Source organism: Corynebacterium sp. MSK004 (assembly GCF_030232515.1).
In the GTDB taxonomy this organism is placed as follows: domain Bacteria; phylum Actinomycetota; class Actinomycetes; order Mycobacteriales; family Mycobacteriaceae; genus Corynebacterium; species Corynebacterium hesseae.
This window is the reverse complement of record NZ_JASPKB010000006.1, coordinates 167884-191197: the sequence shown is the minus strand read 5'-3', so window position 1 is coordinate 191197 and position 23314 is coordinate 167884. Positions and strand designations below refer to the sequence as shown.

Sequence of the window (23314 nt, the reverse complement as noted above, 5' to 3'; positions counted from 1 at the left end):
CATGCTGGGATGGCAAGACGATCGTGCGCTGACGGAAGTACTGGCAAAGAAGGATGCCGCGGCGTTCAAGCGCGCCTTCGGCTACACCACGTGCGGGGAGCTGCTTAGCCATTATCCGCGTGACTATATCCGCCACAACAAGGACGTGGGCCTCGGCGGTGCCGAGGACGGAGATCACGTCACCATCACCGGCGTCATTGAGGAGGCCCGCGTCAAGCACACCTCTAAAGCCATGGTGTTTATCCTCTACATGGATAACGGAGTCCAAGCCTCCTTCTTTAACGCGCACTACGTCCAGCGCGTGCTGGGCCGAGGTATGCGCGTCATGCTCTCCGGCAAGCTGAAGTACTTTCGCGGATATCCCAGCCTGCAGCACCCCGACTTTCTCATCCTTGATCCCGGCCGCTATCAGGAGTCCCTACTGGATAGCGCAACCGGACAGGGGACAGGCTCACTCAAGAAGCTCTCCCAGTTCGGTTCACTAGACACCTTCTTGCAACGCGAATGGATCCCCGTCTACCCGGCCAGCGGGAAGGTGACGTCGTGGTACATCATGGGTGCCATCCACAAGGTGCTCGAACACACCCCGCCTATTCCGGAGCCGCTGGACTATCGGATGATGGTGACGCTCGATCAGGCAGTGCGCGAAATCCACGAGCCGGGAGATAGCGGGCCGGAACGCGCCATCCAGCGCCTGAAATACAACGAGGCCTTGTCGATCGGGTTGGTCATGGCCCTCCGTCAGCGTGACGTCAAGGCGCGCACGGCAACCCCAATGCCGGCCATTCTGGAGGGCTACCGCGATGAGCTGCTTTCTGAGCTGCCCTTTGCGCTAACCGACGGCCAACGCCGCGTCATCGCCGAAATCGATGCTGATCTCTGCGGCACCGCGCCCATGATGCGACTGCTGCAAGGCGAGGTGGGTTCGGGAAAAACGCTCGTTGCCACGTGCGCCATGCTGCAAGCGGTAGACGCCGGCAAGCAGGCCGCGCTCTTGGCACCGACGGAGGTGCTGGCGGCGCAGCATGGGGCGTCGATAAGCGCCAGCGTTCCGGATGGTGTCACCGTAACGGTCTTGACGGGGTCGATGAAGACGGCGGAGAAGCGCAAGGCTCTGCTGGAGATTGTTTCTGGTGAGGCCGATATCGTCATCGGCACCCACGCCATCATCCAGGACAGCGTGGAGTTTTTCGATCTTGGCCTGGTCATCGTGGATGAGCAACACCGCTTCGGCGTGGAGCAGCGCGATAGTCTGCGCACCAAGACGCGTGAGGGCATCAGCCCACACGTGTTGGTGATGACAGCAACCCCCATTCCGCGCACCATTGCCATGACCGTCTTCGGTGACCTGGCAGTCTCGACACTCAAGGAGCTGCCCGGCGGGCGCAAACCCATCCTCTCGGCGGTGGTGCCTGAATGGAAACCGGAATGGGTGCGCCGCGCCATCGAGCGCATTCGCGAAGAGGTGAGCAAAGGCCACCAGGCCTATATCGTCTGCCCGCGAATTGAAGGCGAGGGCGGCGTGGAAACCATGTCTGTGCAATTGCGCAACCTGCCTTTTCGCGGGCTTCGAGTGGAGATGCTCCACGGCAAGATGCCCGATAAGGATGAGGTGATGGAGCGATTCGCCCGCGGGGAGATTGACGTCCTCGTGGCCACCACGGTCATCGAGGTCGGCGTCGATGTGCCCAACGCCACCGTCATGCTCATCCGTGAATCGGAGAATTTTGGAGTTTCGCAGTTGCATCAGCTGCGCGGGCGCGTGGGCCGCGGGGGAAACGAATCCGTGTGTTTGCTGCATACGCTGGCCGAGCCAGACAGCAAGTCCTTTCGGCGCATCAAAGCCATTGCGGATACGCCGTCCGGCTTTGACCTTGCCGAATTGGATCTCACGCAACGCCACGAAGGAGACATCTTGGGAACGCTCCAATCCGGCACGAAGCGCACGCTCAAATTGCTCGACCTTGTTTATGACAGGGACATCATCGAGCGCACGCATGCCGATGCCGCCGCATTGGTTGAGCGCAATCCTGACCTGGCGGAGCAGTTGACGCACAATCTGAGCGCCGATGAGCAGGGATTTTTGGAGAAGAACTAGGGGAGTCTCCGCGGCTGGGACAGGGGAGATAGGGTAGAAGCCATGACCAGAATCATCGCCGGGGAGGCCCGCGGGCGCACCATCAAGGTGCCCGAAGCCGGGACGAGGCCCACGTCCGACCGTGCCCGTGAGGGACTTTTCTCATCTCTGAACGTGCGTTGGGGTTTCATTGATTCCCGCGTGCTGGATCTGTTTGCGGGCTCAGGTGCGCTGGGTCTGGAGGCGGCCAGCCGCGGTGCCGAAGAAGTCGTCCTCGTGGAGAACAACGCCGCGGCCGTAAAAGTCATCCGCCACAACATTGGGGTGGTCAAGCACCCGCGCGTCGAGGTACGAGAAATGAATGCCTCCTCCTACCTGGCCACCGCACCGCGCGGCTATTTCGACATGGTGCTCGCGGATCCGCCGTATAGCTTCGATGACGTCGACGGACTTCTCGCGGCGATCGAGCCGGTGCTGGATGATGCCGCGATTGTTGTCATCGAGCGCCATGTAGATTCCCCACAGACACAATGGCCGGAAGGTTTCGAGCCCACCGGTCAGAAGCTCAAGAAGCGGACCTTCGGTATCGCGCGTTTTGATATGGCGATTTATCACCGCGACGCGGAGACCTCGGACACCAATCACACCGACAACCAGGAGGACTAGCCATGCCGACCCACGCCGTATGCCCCGGCTCTTTCGATCCCATCACGCTAGGGCACGTTGACGTGTTTAACCGTGCGAGCGAGCTCTTTGACAAGGTCACGGTGCTGGTGACGGGCAACCCAGACAAGCCTTCCGGGTTGTTCAGCGTGGAGGAGCGCGTGGATTTGATTCGCCGTACCGTCGCCCCGGAAATCGAGGTGGACTGGTGGGGCGGTCTGCTCGTGGACTACACCAGCGCGCATGGCATAGACACGATTGTGAAGGGCCTTCGCTCCTCCTTGGACTATGAATACGAGCTGCCCATGGCGCAGATGAACCGGCGCCTTTCCGGAATCGATACGGTCTTCTTGCTAACAGATGAGAAGTACGGCTACATTTCCTCCTCGCTGTGCAAGCAGGTGGCACACTACGGAGGCGACGTCACGGGTATGTTCCCGGAGCATGTGGCTGCTGCTGTCATGGAACGGTACCGAGGCTAAGGGGACATGTCTGTACTGGCAATACCGCTCGTTGTTCTCTTCACAGTTCTAGCTGGCTCCTGCCTGCAACGAGTGTCCGGCATGGGCCTTGGCCTCATTGGTGGACCAATCCTGACCCTCTTCCTCGGCCCGGTGGAAGGCATCATGGTCATCAATGTTTTGGCCTGCCTTAACGCTGTTCTCACGACCTATTCGATGCGTGAGAACGTGGATTGGGGAAAGTGGCTGCGCATCGGCCCCTTCATGATCCTCGGCTCAATCCCGGCAGCCCTGCTCATCGCGCGTATTGATACCGCAGCATTGTTGGTACTCGTTGGCGCGGCCTTGTTGATCGCGTTGGGTGTGGTGGTCTTCGGGCGAAAGTTCGTCCCGGAGATGCGCGGTACGGGCCCAGCCATTTCCGCGGGCATCTTGGGTGGGTTCACGAACACGCTTGCGGGCGTGGCCGGCCCGGTCATCACTGTGTATGCGCAGGCTGCGCGGTGGCCCAAGGAGGTCCTCGCGCCAACCCTACAGCCCTGCTTCTTCATTGGCGGCCTGTCGTCGGTGTTGACCAAATTCTTCTTGGGATCCGGCGGTTTTGAGGGCTTGCACTGGCTGGTGTGGCCCTGCGGCGTCGTTGGCATGTGCATTGGCATCTTCCTAGGTAAGAAGATTGCAGGACGGGTCTCACGGGACAAGGCGCATAAGCTCTCGCTATCGCTGGCAAGCTTGGGGGCGCTCAGCGCATTGCTGCGAGGCTTGTTCACTCTGGGTGCTTAGACAGCGCCTGGGTAGGGTGGGACCCATGGCGAAATTCAAGATTGAGGACGCACTGTCCCTGCGCGCTGGCAAGAATTTTCAGATTGATTCGGTCGATGCTTCGGCAACCCCCGGTTTTGACGGCGATAAGGAGGAGCTCGCCGCTCGCTTCTCCAAGTACGATGATGAGCTGTATGAATTCCAAGAGCGGCTTTTTGCCAATGGTCGCAGCTATGGTGAGGACGCCCCAGCGGTGCTCATTGTCTTGCAGGGCATGGATACCTCGGGCAAGGGCGGGGCTATCCGCCACGTGTTGAACACCTTTGACCCTCAGGGAACCACGACCGTGAGCTTTGGTAAGCCCACCGAGGAGGAATTAGAACACGACTTCTTGTGGCGCATCCGCAAGCATGACCCACAGCCGGGGCAAATCGTGGCCTTTGATCGCTCGCACTACGAAGATGTCCTCATCCAACGCGTACACGAGTGGGTCGATGAAGAAGAAGTGGACCGACGCATCGAAGCCATCCGCGACTATGAGCTGGATCTGACGGCGAAGGGCGTCAAGGTCATCAAGGTTTTCTTGCATCTGTCCAAGGACGCGCAGAAGAAGAACCTACTGGAGCGCACGGAACGGGAGGACAAGTTCTGGAAATATGACCCTTCCGATGTGGAAGAGCGGGCCTATTGGGATGACTACATGGCGGCCTATCAGGATGCCATTCGGCGCACAGATGAAAACTACGCACCCTGGTACGTCATCCCCACCGATAATAAAAAGTATGCCCGGATGGCGCTGAAGTTCCTCATCGTGGATCTCCTACGCCACCTGGACCTGGAATGGCCAGCGCCCGACTTTGATCCGGAAGTAGAGCGCCAGCGCATTAAGGACGCCGACTAAGAGCTAGTCGCTTTCTGCGTCATCGACGTCGCGGGCAAGTTCCCGGGCCGCGGCGTTGAAGGTATCGAGAACAGAGAGCAGAGCTTCTTGGGCATTGATGACGCCCACGTTAAGCGCGTGGAAGAGCTGGTCTTCGTTCAGTCCGGCAGTGGTGACGAAGCAGGCGTCACCGCGCAGCTCCACCTCATCCTCGACCAGCCCGACGAGCGCGCGCCCATCGAATGCGCCTGCATTGAACTCATTGCACAGGACGTGGAAGATGGGGAGCATGTCGGCGTTGAGCTGCGTGGAGAGTACGCACTCGATGCGCACGAGGCCCTCTTCCACGGTGATGACCCAGTCCAGATCGTTGAGGCGGGCAACTGCGGCAGTCGCATCCTCCGGGTGCGCAGTGGCCGCCATGTCCAGTTCGGTGCTGTTCAGCGCGGTGAGCACGCGATCCCGGCTCACGGCGGGCAGTGGTGAGCCGGACATGATATCGAAGGGATCGGAACCTACGGATGCATTCTGGTTCGTTGTCGAGTTGTGGCTCATGCGTGCTCCTCCTTATCCCAGGTGACTGCCTGCGGGAAGCGCTGCGCCACGATATCGAAGATTTCCGCGAAGCTGGCGAGCGAGCTCAGCAGGAAGTGGCCCAGCTGGGCCAAGGAGAGGCCTTCGCCCACAGCCATGGCGCGGTTGGCTCCTAGGTGGATTTCCTCGTTTCCCTTTGCATCCTCTTCCACGAGGTAACTCAACGTCGGTGCAACGCTAGCCCAGTTCAGCTCCGCCACGGCGGTGGCCACGTCTTGCTCCAAGTGTGCGGGAAGCGTGCCTTCCCAGGAGGCGAAGGCGCTCAACACGTCGCCCTCGGCGTCGAGGTCACAGTGCACAGCGATATGGGGGACACCGGTCTGCAGCACGCGCCGCGCGGATGCGGTGTCGCCAGTGTCAGCGTCCTCGGTGGCTTCCGGTGCTGCCTCGACGAGGGCATAGTCGGCGTCGATAAGCTCGCACAACTGCGCCAACCGGTCGATGGTGACCGGCTCAACCACGTGGAGATCGGTCACTGCTGTTCACCCTGGGCGTCCTCGGATCCCTCGCCTGCCTGCGCGGCGGACTCGGACCCGAGCTTGGCCATTTCTTCGGCGGCGGCGACCATGGCGTTCTGGGCGTTGATGACGCCGTCCACGGAGGCGCGCAGTGCGGCTGCGAGTTGTTCGTCGGTCATCCCGGCCGCGCACGGAAGGTCGGCCTCAGTGCGAACGAGGAGCATGCCGTCGAAGTCCGCGATCACCGCGCGGGCACCCATGGCCACGGAGTTGATCTGGTTGGCCGCCAGGAAAAGGCCTGCATCAGCCTTGGCGTAGTTGACGTCCGTCGGCACATCACAGCGCACGATGGCAACGCTCTCCAACACGGCGAACATGCAGGGCAGACCGTTGAGGTTTGCAGTGGCGGCATCGTCGCGGCCGGTGACTGGCTCGAGTTCGATGTCGAAGGTCTTCATCGCCTCGATGATGCGGTCGAGGGTGACCTCCGGCAGTGCGTGCGGGTCTTCGGCGGCGGTGGTTGTCGGATTAGTCATGGTTGTGCTCCTTCCAGGTCACGAGCTGCGGGTACTGCTGTTCAATCCACTCGAAGGACTGCAACACGGCATCCAAGGTAGACATGACGAACGCGCCAAGCTGGTTGCGGGAGGCACCATGTGTCACGTCGAGATCACGCGCACCAGAGACCGCCAAGGCGTTATCGGGTGCCTCGAAGAAGCGGAAAGTCGGGGTGAAATGGTCCTGGTTCCACGCGTTGATGTGCATGAGGAGCGCAGGCCCCTCGGAGGCGGGGACCGAGCCGCGCCACACGGAATCGACGATGAGTGAGGAGCCAACGAGCTGGAAGGCAATGGCGGCGTTGGAGAAACCGGTGCGCAAAAGGTTGACCGTCTGGCCGTCCTGGGTCTTTTGCTCTTCGATGCGGTACTCCAAGTTCTCTGACTCAAAGATCTCCGCGATGCGCTCGAGGGTGACCTCCTCGATGGGGGTGTCGGGCTGCAGCTGGCGCTGCTGCGCGTCGTCGTGATTAGTGGTGTCCGTCAATTCTTCTACTCACTTTGCTACTTGCTACATATTTCTTAATCTTTTCCGGCCCCGACACTACCGGAGCCGTCCTCCTCGGGTGCGCAGGTGGGGGCATCGACGAGCTGTTCGCCGCCGAGTTCGTGGGCAAGCGCTGGTTTTAACTCTGGGTAGCGGAAGACGTGGCCCAGATTCTCCAGCCGGCTGGGCACCACCTTCTGGTTAGCCAGTGCGAGCTCGCGTGCGCCTTCCTTACCCAGCAGAAGGGCGGGCCCGATGCTGGGAATGGGCATAAAAGTGGGGCGGTGGAGCAGTGCGCCGAGGGCGTCGACGTAGTCTCGGTTGAGCACCGGCTGCGGGGAGACCGCGTTGATCGCGCCCTGCCACTCTGGGTCGAGCGCGGCGCGGACAAACATGTCTGAAAGATCGTCCTGTGCAACCCAGCTATTCCACATGGTGCCCTTGCCGAACGTGCCGCCGAGTCCAGTAGAAAACAGTGCACGCAGCAGCGGGAGGATACCCGCGTTGGCTGATTGCACTATGCCGGTGCGCAGGTTCACCACGCGCTTTCCCGCCTCGCGCGCCGGCGCGCAGGCCTCCTCCCACGCCCCCACGACGTCGGCGAGGAAACCATCTCCACGTTCCGATTCTTCGGTGAGATCCTCGTCGCCCCGGTCCGGACCGTAGATGCCGATGGCGGAGGCGCAGACCATCGCTGACACGGACGGTGTCTGGGCTACAAGCTGGGCCAACAGGTGAGTGGGGCCCACGCGCGAATCCCGGATCGCCTCCTTGTGAGCGGAATTAAAACGACCGAAGATTGGCTCCCCGGCTAGGTGGATGAGAACATCGATTCCCTCTAACAAATCCTTGGCGGGAATGTTTGGGCGCCACAAGCGTTCGCCGGCACCCGGGGAGGAGCGCACTAAAGGAACGACGGTATGGCCCAAGGTGCCAAGTTGGGCGGCCACAGCAGCGCCAACCGTCCCGTGCGTTCCCGTAATCGCTATTGTGCGGGGCTCGGCGTTGAGCTCACCGAGCCGTTGGGCAAAGCGAAAGTCTTCGATGAGCTGTTGCTGGCGGTAGGCAAAGACCGACTCCACCGCACCCGTGGGAATGCGTGTGTCCACCTTGTCGGTGATGAGTGTGCCTTCCGGGTGATCCTCAAAGAGGTGTTCATGGCGCCAGTTGGCCAGCGAACGGAAGGGGGCGTTGATGCACACATCCGCAAAGGAACGCCGCGGCTGGTACCTACTCAAATCATGCCGGGCAACCCATTTCAGGCCGCCAGGCAAGCTCAAGACCGATGTTCCGTCTGCCAGTGACTCTGCCTGCTGCAGGGGAGACATGAATCCAAATGGCGCGGTGAGGCGGGCGAGCGCCCCGGGGCGGGTGTGCCATTGCCATACCTCTTCGCGCGGGGCTGGAACAACGTGCTGGGTAGTAAAACTCACTGTCTATGGACCTGCCTGAGAAAATTCGGGGGTGCGAGGGCGTATACAGCACGGATGAAGAGTGCTATGGTTGGTGCTGGCTTTCAAGCATAGACAAGTCCTATTAACCATTGTCCGACATCCTTTAAAGACCGCACCGTGAGGCGGGGAAGGAGGTCACGATGAGTGAAACCGGCACCCACGCGGAGTCCAACGAGCTGCTGAGCTCGAAAGACGTCGCGCGTACTGTCGCACGCATCGCGCACCAGATCATTGAGAAAACGGCGCTTGATTCGAGTGAATCTCCTCGGGTCCTGCTCTTAGGCATTCCCTCTGGTGGCGTGCCTTTAGCGCAGCGCCTTGCCGAAAAGATTGAGGAATTCTCCGGGGTGGAGGTTCCCTGGGGCTCCCTTGACATCACGTTGTATCGCGACGATCTATATGCCCGCCCGCACCGGGCATTGCAGCCCACCACAGTCCCAGCCGGTGGTATCAACGGCGCCACGGTCATCCTTGTTGATGATGTGCTGTATTCCGGCCGCACCATCCGCGCTGCGTTAGATGCCCTGGCAGATATCGGGCGCCCCGACATCATCCAACTTGCCGTCCTCGTGGACCGCGGACACCGCCAGGTGCCTATCCGCGCCGATTACGTGGGCAAGAATATCCCCACTGCGCGCGACGAGGACGTCACCGTCTACAACGCCGACATCGACGGCCGGGATGCCGTCATTCTTACCCGCTTCACTGCACAGCCCGGCAAGGAGGCATAAATGAAGCACCTCATCAATATCGCCGACCACAGCGCCGAGGAAATCCTCGGGCTCATGGATGAGGCCGACCGTTTCCGGGAAGCCTTGGACGGCCGCGAAGTTAAGAAGCTGCCGACTCTGCGCGGGCGAACCGTGTTTACGTTGTTCTATGAGAACTCCACCCGTACTCGCTCTTCCTTTGAAACGGCGGGAAAGTGGATGTCGGCGGATGTCATCAACCTGTCTGCCTCGACGTCCTCGGTGAAGAAGGGCGAGTCCCTCAAGGACACTGGGCTGACGCTGACCTCCATCGGCGCCGATGCCATCATCATCCGCCATCCTTCCTCCGGCGCGGCGCAGCAGCTGGCCGGTTGGGTAGCACCGGGAGGACAGGGACCGAGCGTGATTAACGCCGGCGATGGTGCCCACCAGCACCCCACGCAGGCGCTTCTCGACGCCGTCACGATGCGCCAGCGCCTACACCTTGGTACGGATCGCTCCGCCTCTGGCACCGGCTTCGAGGGCCTGAACGTCACCATCGTCGGCGACTGCCTGCACTCCCGCGTCGTGCGCTCCAACGTGGACCTGCTGTCGACGTTGGGCGCTGAGGTTACGCTTGTCGCTCCGCCGACGCTGCTGCCCTTTGGCGTCGACACCTGGCCGGTACGCGTCTCCCATGACTTCGACTCCGAGGTGGCCAAGGCTGATGTCGTCATGATGCTGCGCGTCCAAGCAGAGCGTATGAACGGCGGCTTCTTCCCCTCGCACCGCGAGTATGCAGCTCTTTACGGGATGTCCAAGGACCGCGCTGCTGCCATGAAGAAGGACGCCATCATCATGCACCCGGGCCCCATGGTCCGCGGCATGGAAATCAACTATGCGGTGGCTGACTATGACAACACCGCAGTGCTCCAGCAGGTCCACAACGGTGTCCACGTGCGCATGGCCACCCTCTTTACGCTGCTCACCAACGGCGAGAACGCCGGTATCTAAAACGAGTTATCTCATAAATCAACGAGGAGAGCTTTTCAGAAACCATGACTACTTATCCAGACACCGGCGTGCTCTCTGCTCCCGCGGCGGGCACCTTGCTCATCACCAATGTTCGCCCCTATGGGGAAGGGGAACCCACTAACATCCTGATCAAGGATGGCGTCATCGAGGCGATCGGCGCCACCGACATCACCCCAGCGGAAGGCGTCGACCGCACCATCGACGGGGGCGGCAACGTGCTGCTGCCGGGCCTGGTGGACATGCACGTCCACCTGCGTGAGCCAGGCCGCGAGGACACCGAGACCATCGAGACCGGTTCGCGGGCCGCCGCCAAGGGCGGGTTTACTGCCGTGTTCACCATGGCGAATACCTCCCCGGTCACGGACCAGCCGATCATCGCGGAGTCCGTTTGGGCCAAGGGCCAGGCACGCGGTTTGTGCGACGTCCATCCGGTTGGCTCCATCACGAAGGGCTTGGAGGGTAAAACGCTGACCGAGTTCGGCATGATGGCCCGCTCGGATGCCAAGGTGCGCATGTTCTCCGACGACGGCAAGTGTGTCCAAGACCCGCAGCTCATGCGCCGTGCCTTGGAATACGCCAAGGGGCTCGACGTCCTGCTGGCCCAGCACGCAGAGGATCACCGTATGACCGAAGGCGCGAGTGCCCATGAGGGCGAGGTTGCCGCCCGCCTGGGTCTGCGCGGCTGGCCGCGCGTGGCTGAGGAATCGATCGTGGCGCGCGACGCACTGCTCGCGCGTGACTACGGCAATCGTATGCACATCTGCCACGCTTCGACGAAGGGCACAGTCGAGCTGCTCAAGTGGGCCAAGGAACAGGGCATCCCGCTGACTGCTGAGGTGACCCCGCACCACCTTCTGCTGACCGATGACAAGCTGGTGACCTACGACGGCGTCTTCCGCGTGAACCCGCCGCTGCGCGAGGAATCCGACACCCTGGTCCTGCGCCAGGCATTGCTCGACGGGCTTATCGACGTCGTGGCAACGGACCACGCCCCGCACGGCAGCGAAGACAAGTGCGTCGAGTTCGAGCACGCCAAGCCGGGCATGCTGGGACTTGAATCCTCCCTGGCGGTCATCGCCAAGCTCTTTGTCGCCACTGGTCTGGCGGATTGGCGCTTCGTTGCTCGCGTCATGTCGGAGCGTCCGGCGGAGATTACCCGCCTGCCCGGCCATGGTCGCCCGATTGCGGTCGGCGAGCCGGCCAACCTCACCATCGTTGATCCGGAACATGAGTGGGTATCAGATTCCACCCGCCTGGCCTCGAAGTCGGAGAACAACCCCTATGAGGGGGAGGAGTTTGGCGCGCGCGTTACCTACACCATCCTGCGCGGCGCGGTGACCTACGACCTCTCTGCTGAAAGTGGTGACGAGGCAGACGAATAATCGGGATAATCGAGAGTCAGAGTTGCTCAACCCGAGTACCCAACGCTCATAGCCAACACAACCAACCCTTCACCGACAAAATCACTGAAAGGTTTAACGCACAGTGACTTCCACTAGCACCACTCCCGCCATCCTGGTCCTCGCCGATGGCCGTACTTTCCGTGGCTTCGGCTTCGGCGCCACGGGCACAACCCTGGGCGAGGCCGTCTTTACTACCGCCATGACTGGCTACCAAGAGACCATGACTGACCCGTCTTATCACCGTCAGATCGTCGTGGCCTCCGCGCCCCAGATTGGTAACACCGGCTGGAACGATGAGGACAGCGAGTCCCACGGCGACCAGATTTGGGTTGCCGGCCTGGTTATCCGTGACCTTGCCCGCCGTGTTTCCAACTGGCGCGCCGCCCGTTCCCTGCCGGAGGAGATGGAGAAGCAGGGAATCATCGGCATCGGCGGAATTGATACCCGTACCCTGGTGCGTCACCTGCGTAACCACGGTTCCATCAAGGCCGGTATCTTCTCCGGCGAGGCAGCTGAGCGGGACGTCGAGGAGCTCATCGCTGAGGTCAAGAATCAGCCATCCATGGCAGGTCTTGACCTGTCCGAAGAAGTCTCGACCGATGAGGTCTACACCTTCCCAGCTGTAGGGGAGAAGCGCTTCACCGTCGTGGCCTATGACATGGGTGTTAAGACCGCAACCCCGAAGAATTTCGCCGAGCGCGGCATCGAGACCATCGTGGTTCCAGCCAACACCCCCTTCGAGAAGATCAAGCAGTACAACCCGGATGGCGTGTTTGTCTCCAACGGTCCGGGCGACCCAGCTACCGCTGACACCATGGTGGGCATCGTGCGCGATATCCTTGCTGCCAAGTACCCCTTCTTTGGCATCTGCTTTGGCAACCAAATCCTCGGCCGCGCGCTGGGTATGGACACCTACAAGCTGAAGTTCGGCCACCGCGGCATCAACGTCCCGGTGCGCAACCAGCTCACCGGCAAGATCGACATCACCTCCCAGAACCACGGCTTCGCCCTGGCCAGCCCATCCGGCAAGGAGAACCCGGCGGGCGAGGAGTTCGATACTGACTTCGGCCCGGCAGTTGTGTCCCACACCTGCCTCAACGACAACACCATCGAGGGCGTAGCGCTCAAGAACGGCATGGCCTATTCCGTGCAGTACCACCCTGAGTCTGCTGCTGGCCCGCACGATGCTAACCCGCTCTTTGACCAGTTCATCGAGCTCATGACTGAGAAGTCCCCGAACAAGTAGAACGCAACCAGGAAGAGGAAGAAGAAACTAATGCCAAAGCGCAACGACATCAATCACGTCCTGGTTATCGGCTCCGGCCCGATTGTTATTGGCCAGGCCTGCGAGTTCGACTACTCCGGCACCCAGGCCTGCCGCGTGCTCAAGGAAGAAGGGCTGCGCGTAACGCTGGTCAATTCCAACCCGGCAACGATTATGACCGACCCGGAGTTCGCAGACCACACCTATGTGGAGCCCATCGAGCCCGAGTTCATCGAGAAGATCTTCCAGAAGGAAAAAGAAGAGGGCAATCCTATCGACGCCGTGCTGGCAACCCTCGGTGGCCAGACCGCCCTCAACGCCGCCGTACAGCTGGACCGCCTGGGCATCCTGAAGAAGTACGATATCGAGCTCATCGGTGCCGATATCGACGCCATCGAGCGCGGCGAGGACCGCCAGAAGTTCAAGGACATCGTGGCCTCCATCGGCGGTGAATCCGCGCGTTCCCGCGTCTGCCACACCATGGATGAGGTTCACGAGACTGTCGCCGAGCTCGGCCTCCCGGTCGTTGTACGCCCATCGTTTACGATGGGCGGCCTGGGCTCTGGTCTGGCCTTCAACGAGGAGGACCTCGACCGTATCGCCGGCGGCGGCCTGGCCGCCTCGCCGGAAGCGAACGTCCTCATCGAGGAGTCCATCCTGGGCTGGAAGGAGTTCGAGCTTGAGCTCATGCGCGATGGCGACGATAACGTCGTGGTCATCGCCTCCATCGAGAACGTCGACGCCCTTGGCGTCCACACCGGTGACTCCGTCACCGTAGCCCCGGCCTTGACCTTGACTGACCGCGAGTACCAGAAGATGCGCGACCAGGGTATCGCCATCATCCGCGAGGTCGGCGTCGACACCGGCGGCTGCAATATCCAGTTCGCTGTGAACCCGGATGACGGCCGCATCATCACCATCGAGATGAATCCGCGTGTGTCCCGCTCTTCGGCGCTAGCTTCTAAGGCCACCGGTTTCCCGATTGCCAAGCTGGCTGCCAAGCTGGCTATCGGCTACACCCTGGACGAGGTTCGTAACGACATCACCGGCGTGACCCCGGCCGCCTTCGAGCCGACGCTGGACTACGTCATTGTCAAGGCTCCGCGCTTTGCCTTCGAGAAGTTCCCGGGCGCTGATGACACCCTGACCACCACGATGAAGTCTGTGGGCGAGGCCATGGGCATTGGCCGCAACTACATCTCCGGCCTCAATAAGGTCATGCGCTCGCTGGAGGGCAAGCCTTCTGGTTTCTGGACCAAGCCGGATGAGTATTTCGCCGGTGAGCGCGCCACCGACCTCGACGCCGTGCTCAAGGATCTAGAGCGCCCGACCGATGGCCGTATGTACGACATCGAGCTGGCGCTGCGTTTGGGTGCTACCGTTGAGCAGCTCCACGAGCACTCCCACCTGGACCCGTGGTTCTTGGCGGAGCTCGAAGCACTCGTGCAGTTCCGCGAGGAGCTCGAGAACGCCCCAGTGCTCGACGCGCAGTTGTTGCGCCGCGCCAAGGTCTTTGGCCTCTCTGATGCCCAGATTGCCGCACTGCGTCCGGAGTTCGCCGGTGAGGATGGCGTGCGCTCCCTGCGTTGGTCCCTGGGTATTCGCCCGGTCTACAAGACCGTTGATACCTGTGCGGGCGAGTTCGAGGCACAAACCCCGTACCACTACAGCACCTACGAGATGGATCCGAACGCGGAATCCGAGGTTCGAGCCAACTCCGAAAAGACCAAGGGCAAGGTCATCATCTTGGGCTCCGGCCCGAACCGCATCGGTCAAGGCATTGAGTTTGACTACTCCTGTGTGCACGCCGCATTGGAGCTCTCCCGCGAGGGCTATGAGACGGTTATGGTCAACTGCAACCCGGAGACAGTATCGACGGACTACGACACTGCAGACCGCCTCTACTTCGAGCCCTTGACCTTCGAAGATGTCATGGAGGTCTACCACGCAGAGGCCGCCTGTGGTGAGGTTGCCGGTGTCATCGTCCAGCTGGGCGGGCAGACCCCGCTGGGCTTGGCCGAGCGCCTGACCGCCGCGGGCGTTCCGGTCGTCGGAACCTCTGCCGCCGCCATCGACCTGGCGGAAGACCGCGGCGAGTTCGGTAAGGTGCTTGCCGCTGCCGAGCTTCCAGCACCGGACTTCGGTACCGCCACCTCCTTCGATGAGGCCCGCGAGGTCGCCGCGAACATCGGCTACCCAGTGCTGGTCCGCCCGTCCTACGTGCTGGGCGGCCGCGGCATGGAGATTGTCTATGACGAAGACTCCCTGCGTGACTACATCGAGCGCGCCACCGAGATCACCTCGGATCACCCGGTGTTGGTGGACCGCTTCCTCGACAACGCTATCGAGATCGACGTCGACGCGCTGTGCGACGGCGAGGAGGTCTACCTCGGCGGAGTCATGGAGCACATCGAGGAGGCGGGTATCCACTCCGGCGACTCCTCCTGCGCCTTGCCGCCGATGACGCTCGGCCCGGAGGATATTGAAAAGGTGCGGGAGTCGACGCGTCGTCTAGCGCATGGTATCGGTGTCAAGGGCCTGATGAACGTCCAGTACGCGCTTAAGGACGATACCCTCTACGTCATTGAGGCCAACCCGCGCGCGTCCCGTACGGTGCCGTTCGTGTCCAAGGCCACTGGTGTGCCGATGGCTAAGGCCGCAGCGCGCGTCATGCTCGGCGCGTCCATCGCGCAGCTCAAGGATGAGGGAATCATCCCGTCCACCTATGACGGCGGCTCCCTGCCCATTGAGCACCCGATTGCGGTTAAGGAAGCCGTGCTGCCGTTCAACCGGTTCCGCCGCCCCGACGGTCAGCTGCTTGACACGCTGCTCTCCCCGGAGATGAAGTCCACCGGTGAGGTCATGGGCTTGGCCGACAACTTCGGCGCAGCCTATGCCAAGGGTGAGATGGCCGCCTTCGGCGAGCTGCCGACGGAGGGTACGGTCTTCGTGTCCGTGGCCAACCGCGACAAGCGCACGCTGATCTTCCCGATTCAGCGCCTGGCCTACATGGGCTACACCATCGTCGCCACGGCAGGCACCGCGCAGATGCTGCGCCGCAATGGCGTGGAGTGCGAGGTGGCAGTCAAGGTCTCTGAGGCTGAGGAGGGACAAGAGTCCATCGTCGACGCCATCCTGGCCGGCAAGGTCGACCTCATCCTCAACACACCGGCCGGTTCCGCCGGTGCACGCCACGACGGCTATGACATTCGCGCCGCGGCAGTATCCGTCGGGGTTCCGCTGGTGACGACCGTTCAGGGCGTTACCGCGGCGGTGCAGGGCATCGAAGCACTGCGTCAGGGAGATCTTAAGGTTCGCGCGCTGCAGGAGCTTAAGCATGACCCAGCCAACTAATGCTGCACCTACCTTTGGCGATCGCCTTGTCGCCGCGGGTAGGCAACGTGGGCGTCTGTGCGTAGGTATTGACCCACACCCACACCTCCTGGAGGCGTGGGGCCTGCCAGTCGACGTCGACGGACTGCGCACCTTCAGTATGCGTTGCGTAGAGGCATTCGCCGACACGGCAGCTGTAGTCAAGCCGCAAGTGGCGTTCTTTGAGCGCTGTGGTTCGCGCGGTTTCGCCGTCCTCGAAGAGGTTCTGGCAGCGCTGCGCGAGCAAGGCTGCCTGAGTCTGGCCGATGCTAAACGCGGCGATATCGGCTCCACCATGGCGGGTTATGCCGAGGCCTGGCTGGGGGAGGACTCGCCGTTGCGCGCGGACGCGGTGACGGTATCGCCTTACCTCGGTGTGGGAGCGTTGAGTCCTGTCTTCGATATTGCGGAAAAGACCCGTGCTGGTGTCTTCGTCCTTGCGGCGACCTCCAATCCGGAGGCCGTAGCGTTGCAATCGCTGAGCGTCGATGGCCGCAGCGTCGCGCAGCGCGTCGTTGATGAACTCGGACAGCGCAATGCCGCGGCAATGGTCATGGATGACGCTGTGGGAGCGCTCGGAGTGGTTGTCGGTGCGACACTCGACGCGCCGCCGGTATTAGACCATTTACATGGTCCGGTTCTTCTTCCGGGCGTGGGCGCGCAGGGCGCGACTCCGGCTGATGTTAGGCAACTCACCTCCGCGGCACCCGAGCTGGGCTTTGCCAACGTCTCCCGAGCCATCCTTTCGGCGGGCCCAGACGTTGCTGACCTGCGCAAAGCCGTAATTGATACGGCTGCTGAATTCCGAGACTAAAGAGCTCGGTCTCAAACGGCGCGCTGGATTAACAGGCGCGCCGTTTACCTGGTATTTTGTTTAAGGCATGTGCGTTGACGTGCAGGAACCTTTAATAGAAAGGGGCCGGGTTACGTCATCGCGTACAGACCAGTGCTAGGATTGCCAGAAGTCGGTTCGCGGCGGTAGCAAAAGCTACCCCGCGCTGGGGAAATCTCCCCACCGTGAGCCGAGATTCTGGTGTTAGCCATCAGATGACAATGTTCGTACTAATGAAATCGGAGGAAACCCGTGGCCCTTCCCAAGTTGACAGATGAGCAGCGCAAAGAAGCTCTCGCAAAGGCCGCTGAGGCTCGCAAGGCTCGCGCTGAGCTCAAGGCTGCGCTGAAGCGCGGCGAGACCAACCTGCAGGAAGTTCTGGAGAAGGCCGAGACCGATGAGATCATCGGTAAGACCAAGGTCTCCGCGCTTCTCGAGGCTCTGCCGAAGGTTGGCAAGGTCAAGGCTAAGGAAATCATGGAGGACCTGGAGATTGCTCAGACCCGCCGCCTGCGTGGCCTGGGTGACCGTCAGCGCCGCGCCCTGCTCGAGCGTTTCGGCTACGGCGAGTAATTAGCGCAATGGCTGACGAAACTGCACGCGGGCGCCTGGTCGTTCTGGCCGGGCCGTCCGCTGTGGGTAAGTCCACTGTGGTTTCGCGCCTGCGCGATGATGTAGACAACCTTTACTTCAGCGTCTCGATGACGACGCGCCAACCCCGCCCCGGCGAGTCTGATGGGGTGGACTACTTCTTTGTCTCCCCGGAGGCTTTCCAGGAACACATTGACGCCGGAGACATGCTCGAATGGGCAGAGATCCACGGTGGTTTGCAGCGTTCTGGTACGCCGGCTCAACCCGTTAGGGAAGCGATGTTGGCTGGTCGCCCAGTGTTGGTGGAGGTTGATCTTGCAGGCGCCCGCAACGTGAAGGCGGCGATGCCGGAGGCGGAAACCGTGTTTCTGGCCCCACCGTCCTGGGAGGTTTTGGTGGAGCGCCTGACTGGGCGCGGTACCGAGCCACAGGATGTGATCGACCGCCGTTTGCACACCGCAGAAACGGAACTTGCCGCGCAAAAAGAGTTCGACCACATCGTTGTCAATGACAATCTCGATGAGGCCGTTGCTGCAATTAGTGCTATCCTGCGTGGATAGACCACGATTTTGACCATCTACCAACAGTAAAGGTGCATGTGACCAACGTGACCACACCTGCCAATTCTGAGGCCGCAAAGCCGGAGCCAGTATTCGATCCGCCGACGGGTATCACTGACCCGCCTATCGATGAGCTGCTGGGCAAGGTCTCGTCTAAGTACGCCCTGGTGATCTTCGCCGCTAAGCGCGCACGTCAGATCAACAGCTACTACAAGGAACAGGACGAAGGCGTCTTCGAGTTCGTCGGACCGCTGGTGACCCCGGAGCCGGGCGAGAAGCCGCTGTCCATCGCACTGCGCGAGATCGACGCCGGCCTGCTGGACCACGAGGAAGGCAACTAGCCTTCGCCCGTGAAGGCAGCAGCCTAGCGCGTATTCCGAAATAGACCCACCCTAGTGTCGCTTGAGGCGCTTGGGTGGGTTTGTTGTGTCTTGGGTACTATCGTCCGAGTGAAGGATGTACAGCAAACCCCAGATTGTCCAGAGAGCAGCACTGCCTCGGCTCCCGCAGAGGCGGCTTCATCGGGTGCAGGCGGAACCACGCAGCCGCGTCGCATCCTTGTCGGTGTGGCCGGCGGAATCGCCGCCTATAAAGCATGTCATCTGATTCGGGACTTCACTGAGCACGGCGATGATGTCCGCGTGATTCCTACAGAAGCCGCGTTAAATTTCGTCGGTGCAGCCACCTTCGAGGCGCTGTCGGGGCATCCGGTCTCGACTACCGTTTTCGATGCAGTTGATGAGGTGCAGCATGTCGCACTGGGGCAGCAGGCCGATGCCGTCGTCATCGCCCCAGCCACCGCTGACTTGATCGCTCGGTTGGCCTGTGGCCGCGCCGATGATCTGCTGAGCGCCTCTGTGCTGGTTGCTACGTGTCCTGTCATCATTGCCCCAGCTATGCACACGGAGATGTGGCTCAATCCAGCGACGCAAGACAACGTGGCGACATTGCGTCGTCGCGGCGTTATCGTGATGGAACCGGCCCATGGGCGGCTCACCGGCGTTGATTCCGGTGCAGGCCGCTTGCCGGAACCGGGGCAGATAGCGGAGTTTGCCCGCACAATTATTGCTGGCCACCGCGTGGATCATGATTGGCAGGGGCTCAAGGTCGTGATTTCTGCCGGGGGGACGCAGGAGAACCTAGATCCGGTGCGGTACCTGGGCAATCGTTCCTCTGGTCGCCAGGGCTTTGCCTTAGGAGAAGTAGCCGCGCAGCGCGGTGCAGATGTAACTATCGTTGCCGGCAATACTGACGCGCTTCCGATTCCATCAGGCGCCTCCGTTGTGCGGGTGACTTCCACTCGCGATATGCACAAGGCAATGAACGCTGAAGCAGCGGATGCGGATATCGTCATCATGGCTGCAGCTGTTTCAGACTATCGGCCGGCTTCCGTCGCGGACTCCAAGATGAAGAAGGGGGCCGCTGACGAGGACTTAGCTCATCTCGAGCTGGTAGAAAACCCGGATATCCTCAAGGGGTTGGTCGAACGCCGCGAGAATGGGGACTTGAAGCGCGATGCCATCATCGTCGGTTTTGCAGCGGAGACCGGGGATGCACACACGAGCGTGCTCGAGTACGCCCAGCAAAAATTCGTGAAGAAGGGGTGCGATGTACTCATGGCCAACGAGGTTGGGGAGGGCAAGGTCTTCGGACAGCCAACGAGTGCAGGGTGGATCCTTCGGAAGGGTGCTGATCCGGTGGAGGTTGAACCGGGATCGAAGCAGGTTGTAGCTGCCCAGATACTTAACGTGGTGAATGAAATTCTGGAAAGGTAGCGCTCGTTCTTGCAGCTGTAGACCGCTTGGTCTACGATGGGGCGGTGTTATTAGCCGGGACGTGGGATAGGCGCTGCCTTGCCCACGGCGCGCAGAACTAGTTTAAGGAAGATTTGTGACTGAAACAGCTGTTCAGGCGGTACGTCTTTTTACCAGCGAATCCGTGACAGAAGGTCACCCGGATAAGATTTGTGACGCTATCTCGGACGCCATTCTTGACGCCCTTCTTAAGGAAGACCCAAACGCACACGTCGCCGTGGAGACTCTTGTCACCACGGGCCAAGTTCACGTCGTGGGTGAGGTGCGCACCTCCGGGTATGTGGAGATCCCGCAGATTGTACGCAAGACCCTCGTGGAGATCGGGTTTACTTCCTCCGACGTGGGATTTGACGGCCACACCTGCGGAGTCAACGTAGCGATTGGTGAGCAATCCCAAGAGATTGGCGCCGGAGTGGACGCCTCAACCGAGGTTCGCTCGGGCCAGTTTGAGGACGACGATCAATATGGCGCTGGCGACCAGGGCCTCATGTTCGGCTACGCAACGAATGAGACTCCAGAATTCATGCCGCTGCCGATCTCTACGGCACACCACCTTTCGCGTCGCCTCACCCAGGTCCGCAAGGAAGGCATCGTTCCTTCCCTGCGCCCAGATGGCAAGACCCAGGTCACCTTTGCATATGACGAGAACGATGTGCCGACTCGCTTAGAGACGATTGTCATCTCCACCCAGCATGATCCGGAGGTGACCCAGGACTGGCTCGCGGAACAGCTTCGTACCCATGTAGTCGAGTGGGTCGTCAACGATGCGGACCTGAGCAAGTACTACACCGACGACACCGAGCTACTCATCAACCCCTCTGGTTCCTTCATTCTTGGCGGGCCAATGGGTGATGCAGGCCTGACTGGGCGCAAGATCATCGTCGATACCTACGGCGGCATGGCCCGCCACGGTGGCGGTGCCTTCTCCGGCAAGGACCCGAGCAAGGTGGACCGCTCAGCCGCCTACGCTATGCGTTGGGTAGCTAAGAACATCGTGTCCGCCGGTCTGGCCGACCGCGCCGAAGTGCAGGTTGCATACGCTATTGGTCGCGCGAAGCCGGTTGGTCTCTATGTCGAGACCTTCGGTACTGCTCAAGCCGGTTTGAGCGATGCCGACATTCAGGCTGCGGTGGACAAGGTTTTTGATCTGCGCCCCGCCGCCATTATCCGCGAGCTCAACCTGCAGCGCCCGATCTACCGTCAAACCGCGGCCTACGGTCACTTTGGCCGCACCGATGTTGACCTTCCGTGGGAGGACACCTCGCGGGCTGTCGACTTGCGCCGCGCCGCCGGCCTGTAGAATCGGGCGCTATGCCCAAGAAGACACCCGCCGCCCAGCAACCGGTCGCGCGGGTGTTGCCTTTGTTGGGGGTAGCGCACCTGGACCGCGAATTCGACTACCTCATCGATGAATCGGATTCGCAGGCCGCCCAGCCAGGCGTACGCGTGCGCATTCGCTTCAATGGCCGGCTGGTCGACGCCATCCTGCTCTCCCGCGCCAGCGATTCCGACTTCGCTGGATCGCTTCGCTATATCGATCGCGTGATTTCCCCCTTTGCGGTGTACTCGCCGGAAATGTCGGCGCTCATCGAATCCCTTGCAGCCCGTTATGGCGGCGTGCGCTCCGATATCATCCGCGCCGCCATCCCGGCGCGTCATGCCAAGGCTGAGGAAGCGGATGTCGATACACCATGGGAAGAATTAGGTACAGCGGAGCACCCAGATCTCTCTGCCTGGTCCGGGTACCAGCATGGCGAGTCCTTCGTGGACTCTGTGCTGTCGGGCCATATTGCGCGAGCAGCATGGCAGATAGCGCCGGGGGAGGACTGGGCAAGCGCGCTGGCAGCGCTGGGCACCAGTGTGGCGCTCCAAGGCGGCGGCGTGCTCATGGTCGTACCGGACCAGAAGGACCTGGATCAGCTCGAGGAGGCCTTTCGCCGCCACGTCTCTGCCAAACAAATCACGGTGCTCGCGCACAGCACCGGCCCCCAGGCACGCTATCGCCGCTATCTATCGGCGTTGACGGGTCAAGCCCGAATCGTCATCGGGACGCGCTCCGCCGCCTTCGCCCCGGTCAAGGGCCTCCAATTGGCCGTCTTGCTCAACGATGGCGACGATAGCTTGGTTGACAACCTCAAGCCCTATGTTCACTCCAGGGAAGTGCTGAGCACACGCTCCGCGCAGGAAGGTTGCAGCCTTATCCTCGCCGGCCACGCCCGCACCGCGGAGGCCCAACTACTCGTTGAATCGGGGTGGGCCCACGATCTTCTACCCGCCGCGAACACACTGGAAGATAGGCGCCCCGAAATCGTTGCGGTGGGTGCGTATGGCGTCAACGTGGCCCGCCATATGCGGGGAGGCACGACGTCGGTAAGCGGCCCCGCCTTCCAAGCCACGCGCGCAGCCCTCGACCGGGGCGAGCCCGTCCTTGTTCAAGTCCCGCGCAAGGGCTATGCCCCAATCCTCGCCTGCGGGCAGTGCGCATCTCCTGCGCGGTGTCGTCATTGCAACGGTCCCTTAGGCCTGCCTTCCGCTCGCGGTTCGAAGCACGAGTCGACCGATTCTGCGGCGCTGCCCACGTGCCGGTGGTGCGGGCGCGTTGACGCGCATTACCGCTGTCCGGAGTGCGGCTCACCGCGGTTGCGCGCCATCGTGTTGGGCTCCGAGCGCACTGCGGAAGAGATGGGCCGGGCCTTTCCCAATACACGCGTGATTCAATCCGGTGGGTCCACGGTCGTAGATGAAATCCCAGACGCGCCCGCGCTCGTCATCGCGACACCCGGCGCGGAGCCGCGCGTAGCGAAAGGCGGGATGTACGGGGCTGCGCTCCTTGTGGAAACCGGGGCGTTGCTCGGCCGCCAGGATCTGCGCGCCACGGAGGACACATTGGCCACATGGGCCGCGGCGGCCACCCTCGTTGCGCCAGCCAAGGAGGGTGGTGTCGTTATCGTCGCCGCTGATGAACAGCTGCCGCTTGTGGATTTCTTTAGCCGGTGGGACATGGTGGGCGCCGCGGCGGCCGAGTTGCAGGCGCGCCGCGAGGTTCGCTTTCCGCCCGCGGTGCATATGGCGGCGATCGACGGGGCGGACGCCTCCCTCGATGCCTTCCTGGAGCTAGCGGAACTGCCGGAGCATGCGGAGCTTCTCGGGCCCGTACCGTTGCCGCCTGGCGTGAGCTTGCCGGGTGAATACGATCATGAGCGCGGCGGCGAACCACAGCGTCTGCTAATTCGAACCCCGCTGGGCCCGAGGTCCCTGCTGGGCCAGGCCTTGCGCACAGCCAATTCCTTGCGCAGCGCTCGCAAGGATGTTTTGCCTCTGCGTATCGCCGTGGATCCGATAAACATCGGTTAACGCTGCG

General features: G+C 61.7%; 22 protein-coding genes. 17 read left to right on the top strand and 5 right to left on the bottom strand.

Annotated features, from left to right (window positions below):
- The first annotated feature begins 1 nt into the window (after position 1).
- The 5 genes from QP999_RS08920 to QP999_RS08900 are packed head-to-tail and all read left to right on the top strand — an operon-like array spanning position 2 to position 4864.
- Positions 2-2098 carry an ATP-dependent DNA helicase RecG gene (locus QP999_RS08920; RefSeq protein ID WP_070532991.1) on the top strand — a complete coding sequence of 699 codons (2097 nt, stop codon included), beginning with the start codon at positions 2-4 and terminating at the stop codon, positions 2096-2098.
- A gap of 42 nt (positions 2099-2140) precedes the next feature.
- On the top strand, positions 2141-2743 hold the full coding sequence (rsmD, locus tag QP999_RS08915; RefSeq protein WP_070564376.1) for a 16S rRNA (guanine(966)-N(2))-methyltransferase RsmD: 603 nt from the start codon (positions 2141-2143) through the stop codon (positions 2741-2743).
- Positions 2744-2745: 2 nt separating this feature from the next.
- Positions 2746-3222: a pantetheine-phosphate adenylyltransferase gene (coaD, locus tag QP999_RS08910; RefSeq protein ID WP_070596563.1), complete on the top strand. Its 477-nt coding sequence runs from the start codon at positions 2746-2748 to the stop codon at positions 3220-3222.
- Between the two features lie 6 nt (positions 3223-3228).
- Positions 3229-3984: a sulfite exporter TauE/SafE family protein gene (locus QP999_RS08905; protein WP_269948219.1), complete on the top strand. Its 756-nt coding sequence runs from the start codon at positions 3229-3231 to the stop codon at positions 3982-3984.
- Between the two features lie 25 nt (positions 3985-4009).
- The gene (locus QP999_RS08900; protein ID WP_070564382.1) at positions 4010-4864 is read left to right on the top strand and encodes a PPK2 family polyphosphate kinase; all 855 of its coding nucleotides are present in this window, start codon (positions 4010-4012) and stop codon (positions 4862-4864) included.
- Between the two features lie 3 nt (positions 4865-4867).
- Here the strand turns inward: QP999_RS08900 and QP999_RS08895 are convergent, their stop codons facing one another.
- From QP999_RS08895 to QP999_RS08875, 5 genes are read right to left on the bottom strand one after another with little or no spacing between them, the layout of a single operon-like run.
- Positions 4868-5398: a hypothetical protein gene (locus QP999_RS08895; protein WP_070524349.1), complete on the bottom strand. Its 531-nt coding sequence runs from the start codon at positions 5396-5398 to the stop codon at positions 4868-4870.
- Positions 5395-5913 carry a hypothetical protein gene (locus tag QP999_RS08890; protein WP_284848099.1) on the bottom strand — a complete coding sequence of 173 codons (519 nt, stop codon included), beginning with the start codon at positions 5911-5913 and terminating at the stop codon, positions 5395-5397. Before QP999_RS08890 ends, QP999_RS08895 begins: the two co-directional genes overlap by 4 nt.
- Positions 5910-6431 (bottom strand): YbjN domain-containing protein, encoded by a 522-nt coding sequence (locus tag QP999_RS08885; RefSeq protein WP_070524347.1) that lies wholly within the window; start codon positions 6429-6431, stop codon positions 5910-5912. The genes QP999_RS08890 and QP999_RS08885 overlap by 4 nt, the downstream gene beginning before the upstream one ends.
- Positions 6424-6939, bottom strand: a complete 516-nt coding sequence (locus QP999_RS08880; RefSeq protein WP_070532981.1) for a YbjN domain-containing protein — start codon at positions 6937-6939, stop codon at positions 6424-6426. Before QP999_RS08880 ends, QP999_RS08885 begins: the two co-directional genes overlap by 8 nt.
- A gap of 35 nt (positions 6940-6974) precedes the next feature.
- Positions 6975-8372, bottom strand: a complete 1398-nt coding sequence (locus tag QP999_RS08875) for a TIGR01777 family oxidoreductase (RefSeq protein ID WP_284848098.1) — start codon at positions 8370-8372, stop codon at positions 6975-6977.
- 161 nt (positions 8373-8533) lie between these two features.
- Between QP999_RS08875 and pyrR the strand changes: the two genes are divergently transcribed.
- The 12 genes from pyrR (at position 8534) to QP999_RS08815 (ending at position 23307) form a co-directional block, all read left to right on the top strand.
- The gene (gene pyrR, locus QP999_RS08870) at positions 8534-9124 is read left to right on the top strand and encodes a bifunctional pyr operon transcriptional regulator/uracil phosphoribosyltransferase PyrR (RefSeq protein ID WP_070524339.1); all 591 of its coding nucleotides are present in this window, start codon (positions 8534-8536) and stop codon (positions 9122-9124) included.
- Complete coding sequence (locus tag QP999_RS08865; protein WP_070524337.1) at positions 9125-10096, top strand: aspartate carbamoyltransferase catalytic subunit; 972 nt, start codon at positions 9125-9127, stop codon at positions 10094-10096.
- 44 nt (positions 10097-10140) lie between these two features.
- A complete protein-coding gene (locus QP999_RS08860; RefSeq protein ID WP_284848097.1) occupies positions 10141-11499 on the top strand; it encodes a dihydroorotase in 1359 nt (452 codons plus the stop codon).
- A 103-nt stretch (positions 11500-11602) separates the two neighbouring features.
- Entirely contained in the window at positions 11603-12766 is a 1164-nt protein-coding gene (gene carA, locus QP999_RS08855) for a glutamine-hydrolyzing carbamoyl-phosphate synthase small subunit (RefSeq protein WP_070524331.1), read from the top strand.
- Positions 12767-12796: 30 nt separating this feature from the next.
- The gene (gene carB / locus QP999_RS08850; protein WP_070596568.1) at positions 12797-16138 is read left to right on the top strand and encodes a carbamoyl-phosphate synthase large subunit; all 3342 of its coding nucleotides are present in this window, start codon (positions 12797-12799) and stop codon (positions 16136-16138) included.
- The gene (pyrF, locus tag QP999_RS08845) at positions 16122-16970 is read left to right on the top strand and encodes an orotidine-5'-phosphate decarboxylase (RefSeq protein WP_070564410.1); all 849 of its coding nucleotides are present in this window, start codon (positions 16122-16124) and stop codon (positions 16968-16970) included. Before carB ends, pyrF begins: the two co-directional genes overlap by 17 nt.
- Positions 16971-17240: 270 nt before the next feature.
- Positions 17241-17561: an integration host factor, actinobacterial type gene (mihF, locus tag QP999_RS08840; RefSeq protein WP_010186801.1), complete on the top strand. Its 321-nt coding sequence runs from the start codon at positions 17241-17243 to the stop codon at positions 17559-17561.
- 8 nt (positions 17562-17569) lie between these two features.
- Entirely contained in the window at positions 17570-18139 is a 570-nt protein-coding gene (gene gmk / locus QP999_RS08835) for a guanylate kinase (RefSeq protein WP_070524324.1), read from the top strand.
- A 38-nt stretch (positions 18140-18177) separates the two neighbouring features.
- The gene (rpoZ, locus tag QP999_RS08830) at positions 18178-18480 is read left to right on the top strand and encodes a DNA-directed RNA polymerase subunit omega (protein WP_070524322.1); all 303 of its coding nucleotides are present in this window, start codon (positions 18178-18180) and stop codon (positions 18478-18480) included.
- 108 nt (positions 18481-18588) lie between these two features.
- Entirely contained in the window at positions 18589-19914 is a 1326-nt protein-coding gene (gene coaBC, locus QP999_RS08825) for a bifunctional phosphopantothenoylcysteine decarboxylase/phosphopantothenate--cysteine ligase CoaBC (protein ID WP_502870656.1), read from the top strand.
- Positions 19915-20029: 115 nt separating this feature from the next.
- Positions 20030-21253 carry a methionine adenosyltransferase gene (gene metK / locus QP999_RS08820; protein WP_070524320.1) on the top strand — a complete coding sequence of 408 codons (1224 nt, stop codon included), beginning with the start codon at positions 20030-20032 and terminating at the stop codon, positions 21251-21253.
- A gap of 11 nt (positions 21254-21264) precedes the next feature.
- Positions 21265-23307: a primosomal protein N' gene (locus QP999_RS08815; protein ID WP_284848096.1), complete on the top strand. Its 2043-nt coding sequence runs from the start codon at positions 21265-21267 to the stop codon at positions 23305-23307.
- Positions 23308-23314: the final 7 nt, after the last annotated feature.

Coding starts and splice junctions, on each gene's coding strand:
- rsmD (WP_070564376.1), top strand. CDS start 2,141: ATGACCAGAATCATCGCCGGGGAGGCCCGCGGGCGCACCATCAAGGTG.
- QP999_RS08815 (WP_284848096.1), top strand. CDS start 21,265: ATGCCCAAGAAGACACCCGCCGCCCAGCAACCGGTCGCGCGGGTGTTG.
- QP999_RS08865 (WP_070524337.1), top strand. CDS start 9,125: ATGAAGCACCTCATCAATATCGCCGACCACAGCGCCGAGGAAATCCTC.
- QP999_RS08895 (WP_070524349.1), bottom strand. CDS start 5,398: ATGAGCCACAACTCGACAACGAACCAGAATGCATCCGTAGGTTCCGAT.
- QP999_RS08920 (WP_070532991.1), top strand. CDS start 2: ATGCTGGGATGGCAAGACGATCGTGCGCTGACGGAAGTACTGGCAAAG.
- QP999_RS08905 (WP_269948219.1), top strand. CDS start 3,229: ATGTCTGTACTGGCAATACCGCTCGTTGTTCTCTTCACAGTTCTAGCT.
- pyrR (WP_070524339.1), top strand. CDS start 8,534: ATGAGTGAAACCGGCACCCACGCGGAGTCCAACGAGCTGCTGAGCTCG.
- gmk (WP_070524324.1), top strand. CDS start 17,570: ATGGCTGACGAAACTGCACGCGGGCGCCTGGTCGTTCTGGCCGGGCCG.
- pyrF (WP_070564410.1), top strand. CDS start 16,122: ATGACCCAGCCAACTAATGCTGCACCTACCTTTGGCGATCGCCTTGTC.
- carB (WP_070596568.1), top strand. CDS start 12,797: ATGCCAAAGCGCAACGACATCAATCACGTCCTGGTTATCGGCTCCGGC.
- QP999_RS08900 (WP_070564382.1), top strand. CDS start 4,010: ATGGCGAAATTCAAGATTGAGGACGCACTGTCCCTGCGCGCTGGCAAG.
- QP999_RS08860 (WP_284848097.1), top strand. CDS start 10,141: ATGACTACTTATCCAGACACCGGCGTGCTCTCTGCTCCCGCGGCGGGC.
- coaD (WP_070596563.1), top strand. CDS start 2,746: ATGCCGACCCACGCCGTATGCCCCGGCTCTTTCGATCCCATCACGCTA.
- QP999_RS08885 (WP_070524347.1), bottom strand. CDS start 6,431: ATGACTAATCCGACAACCACCGCCGCCGAAGACCCGCACGCACTGCCG.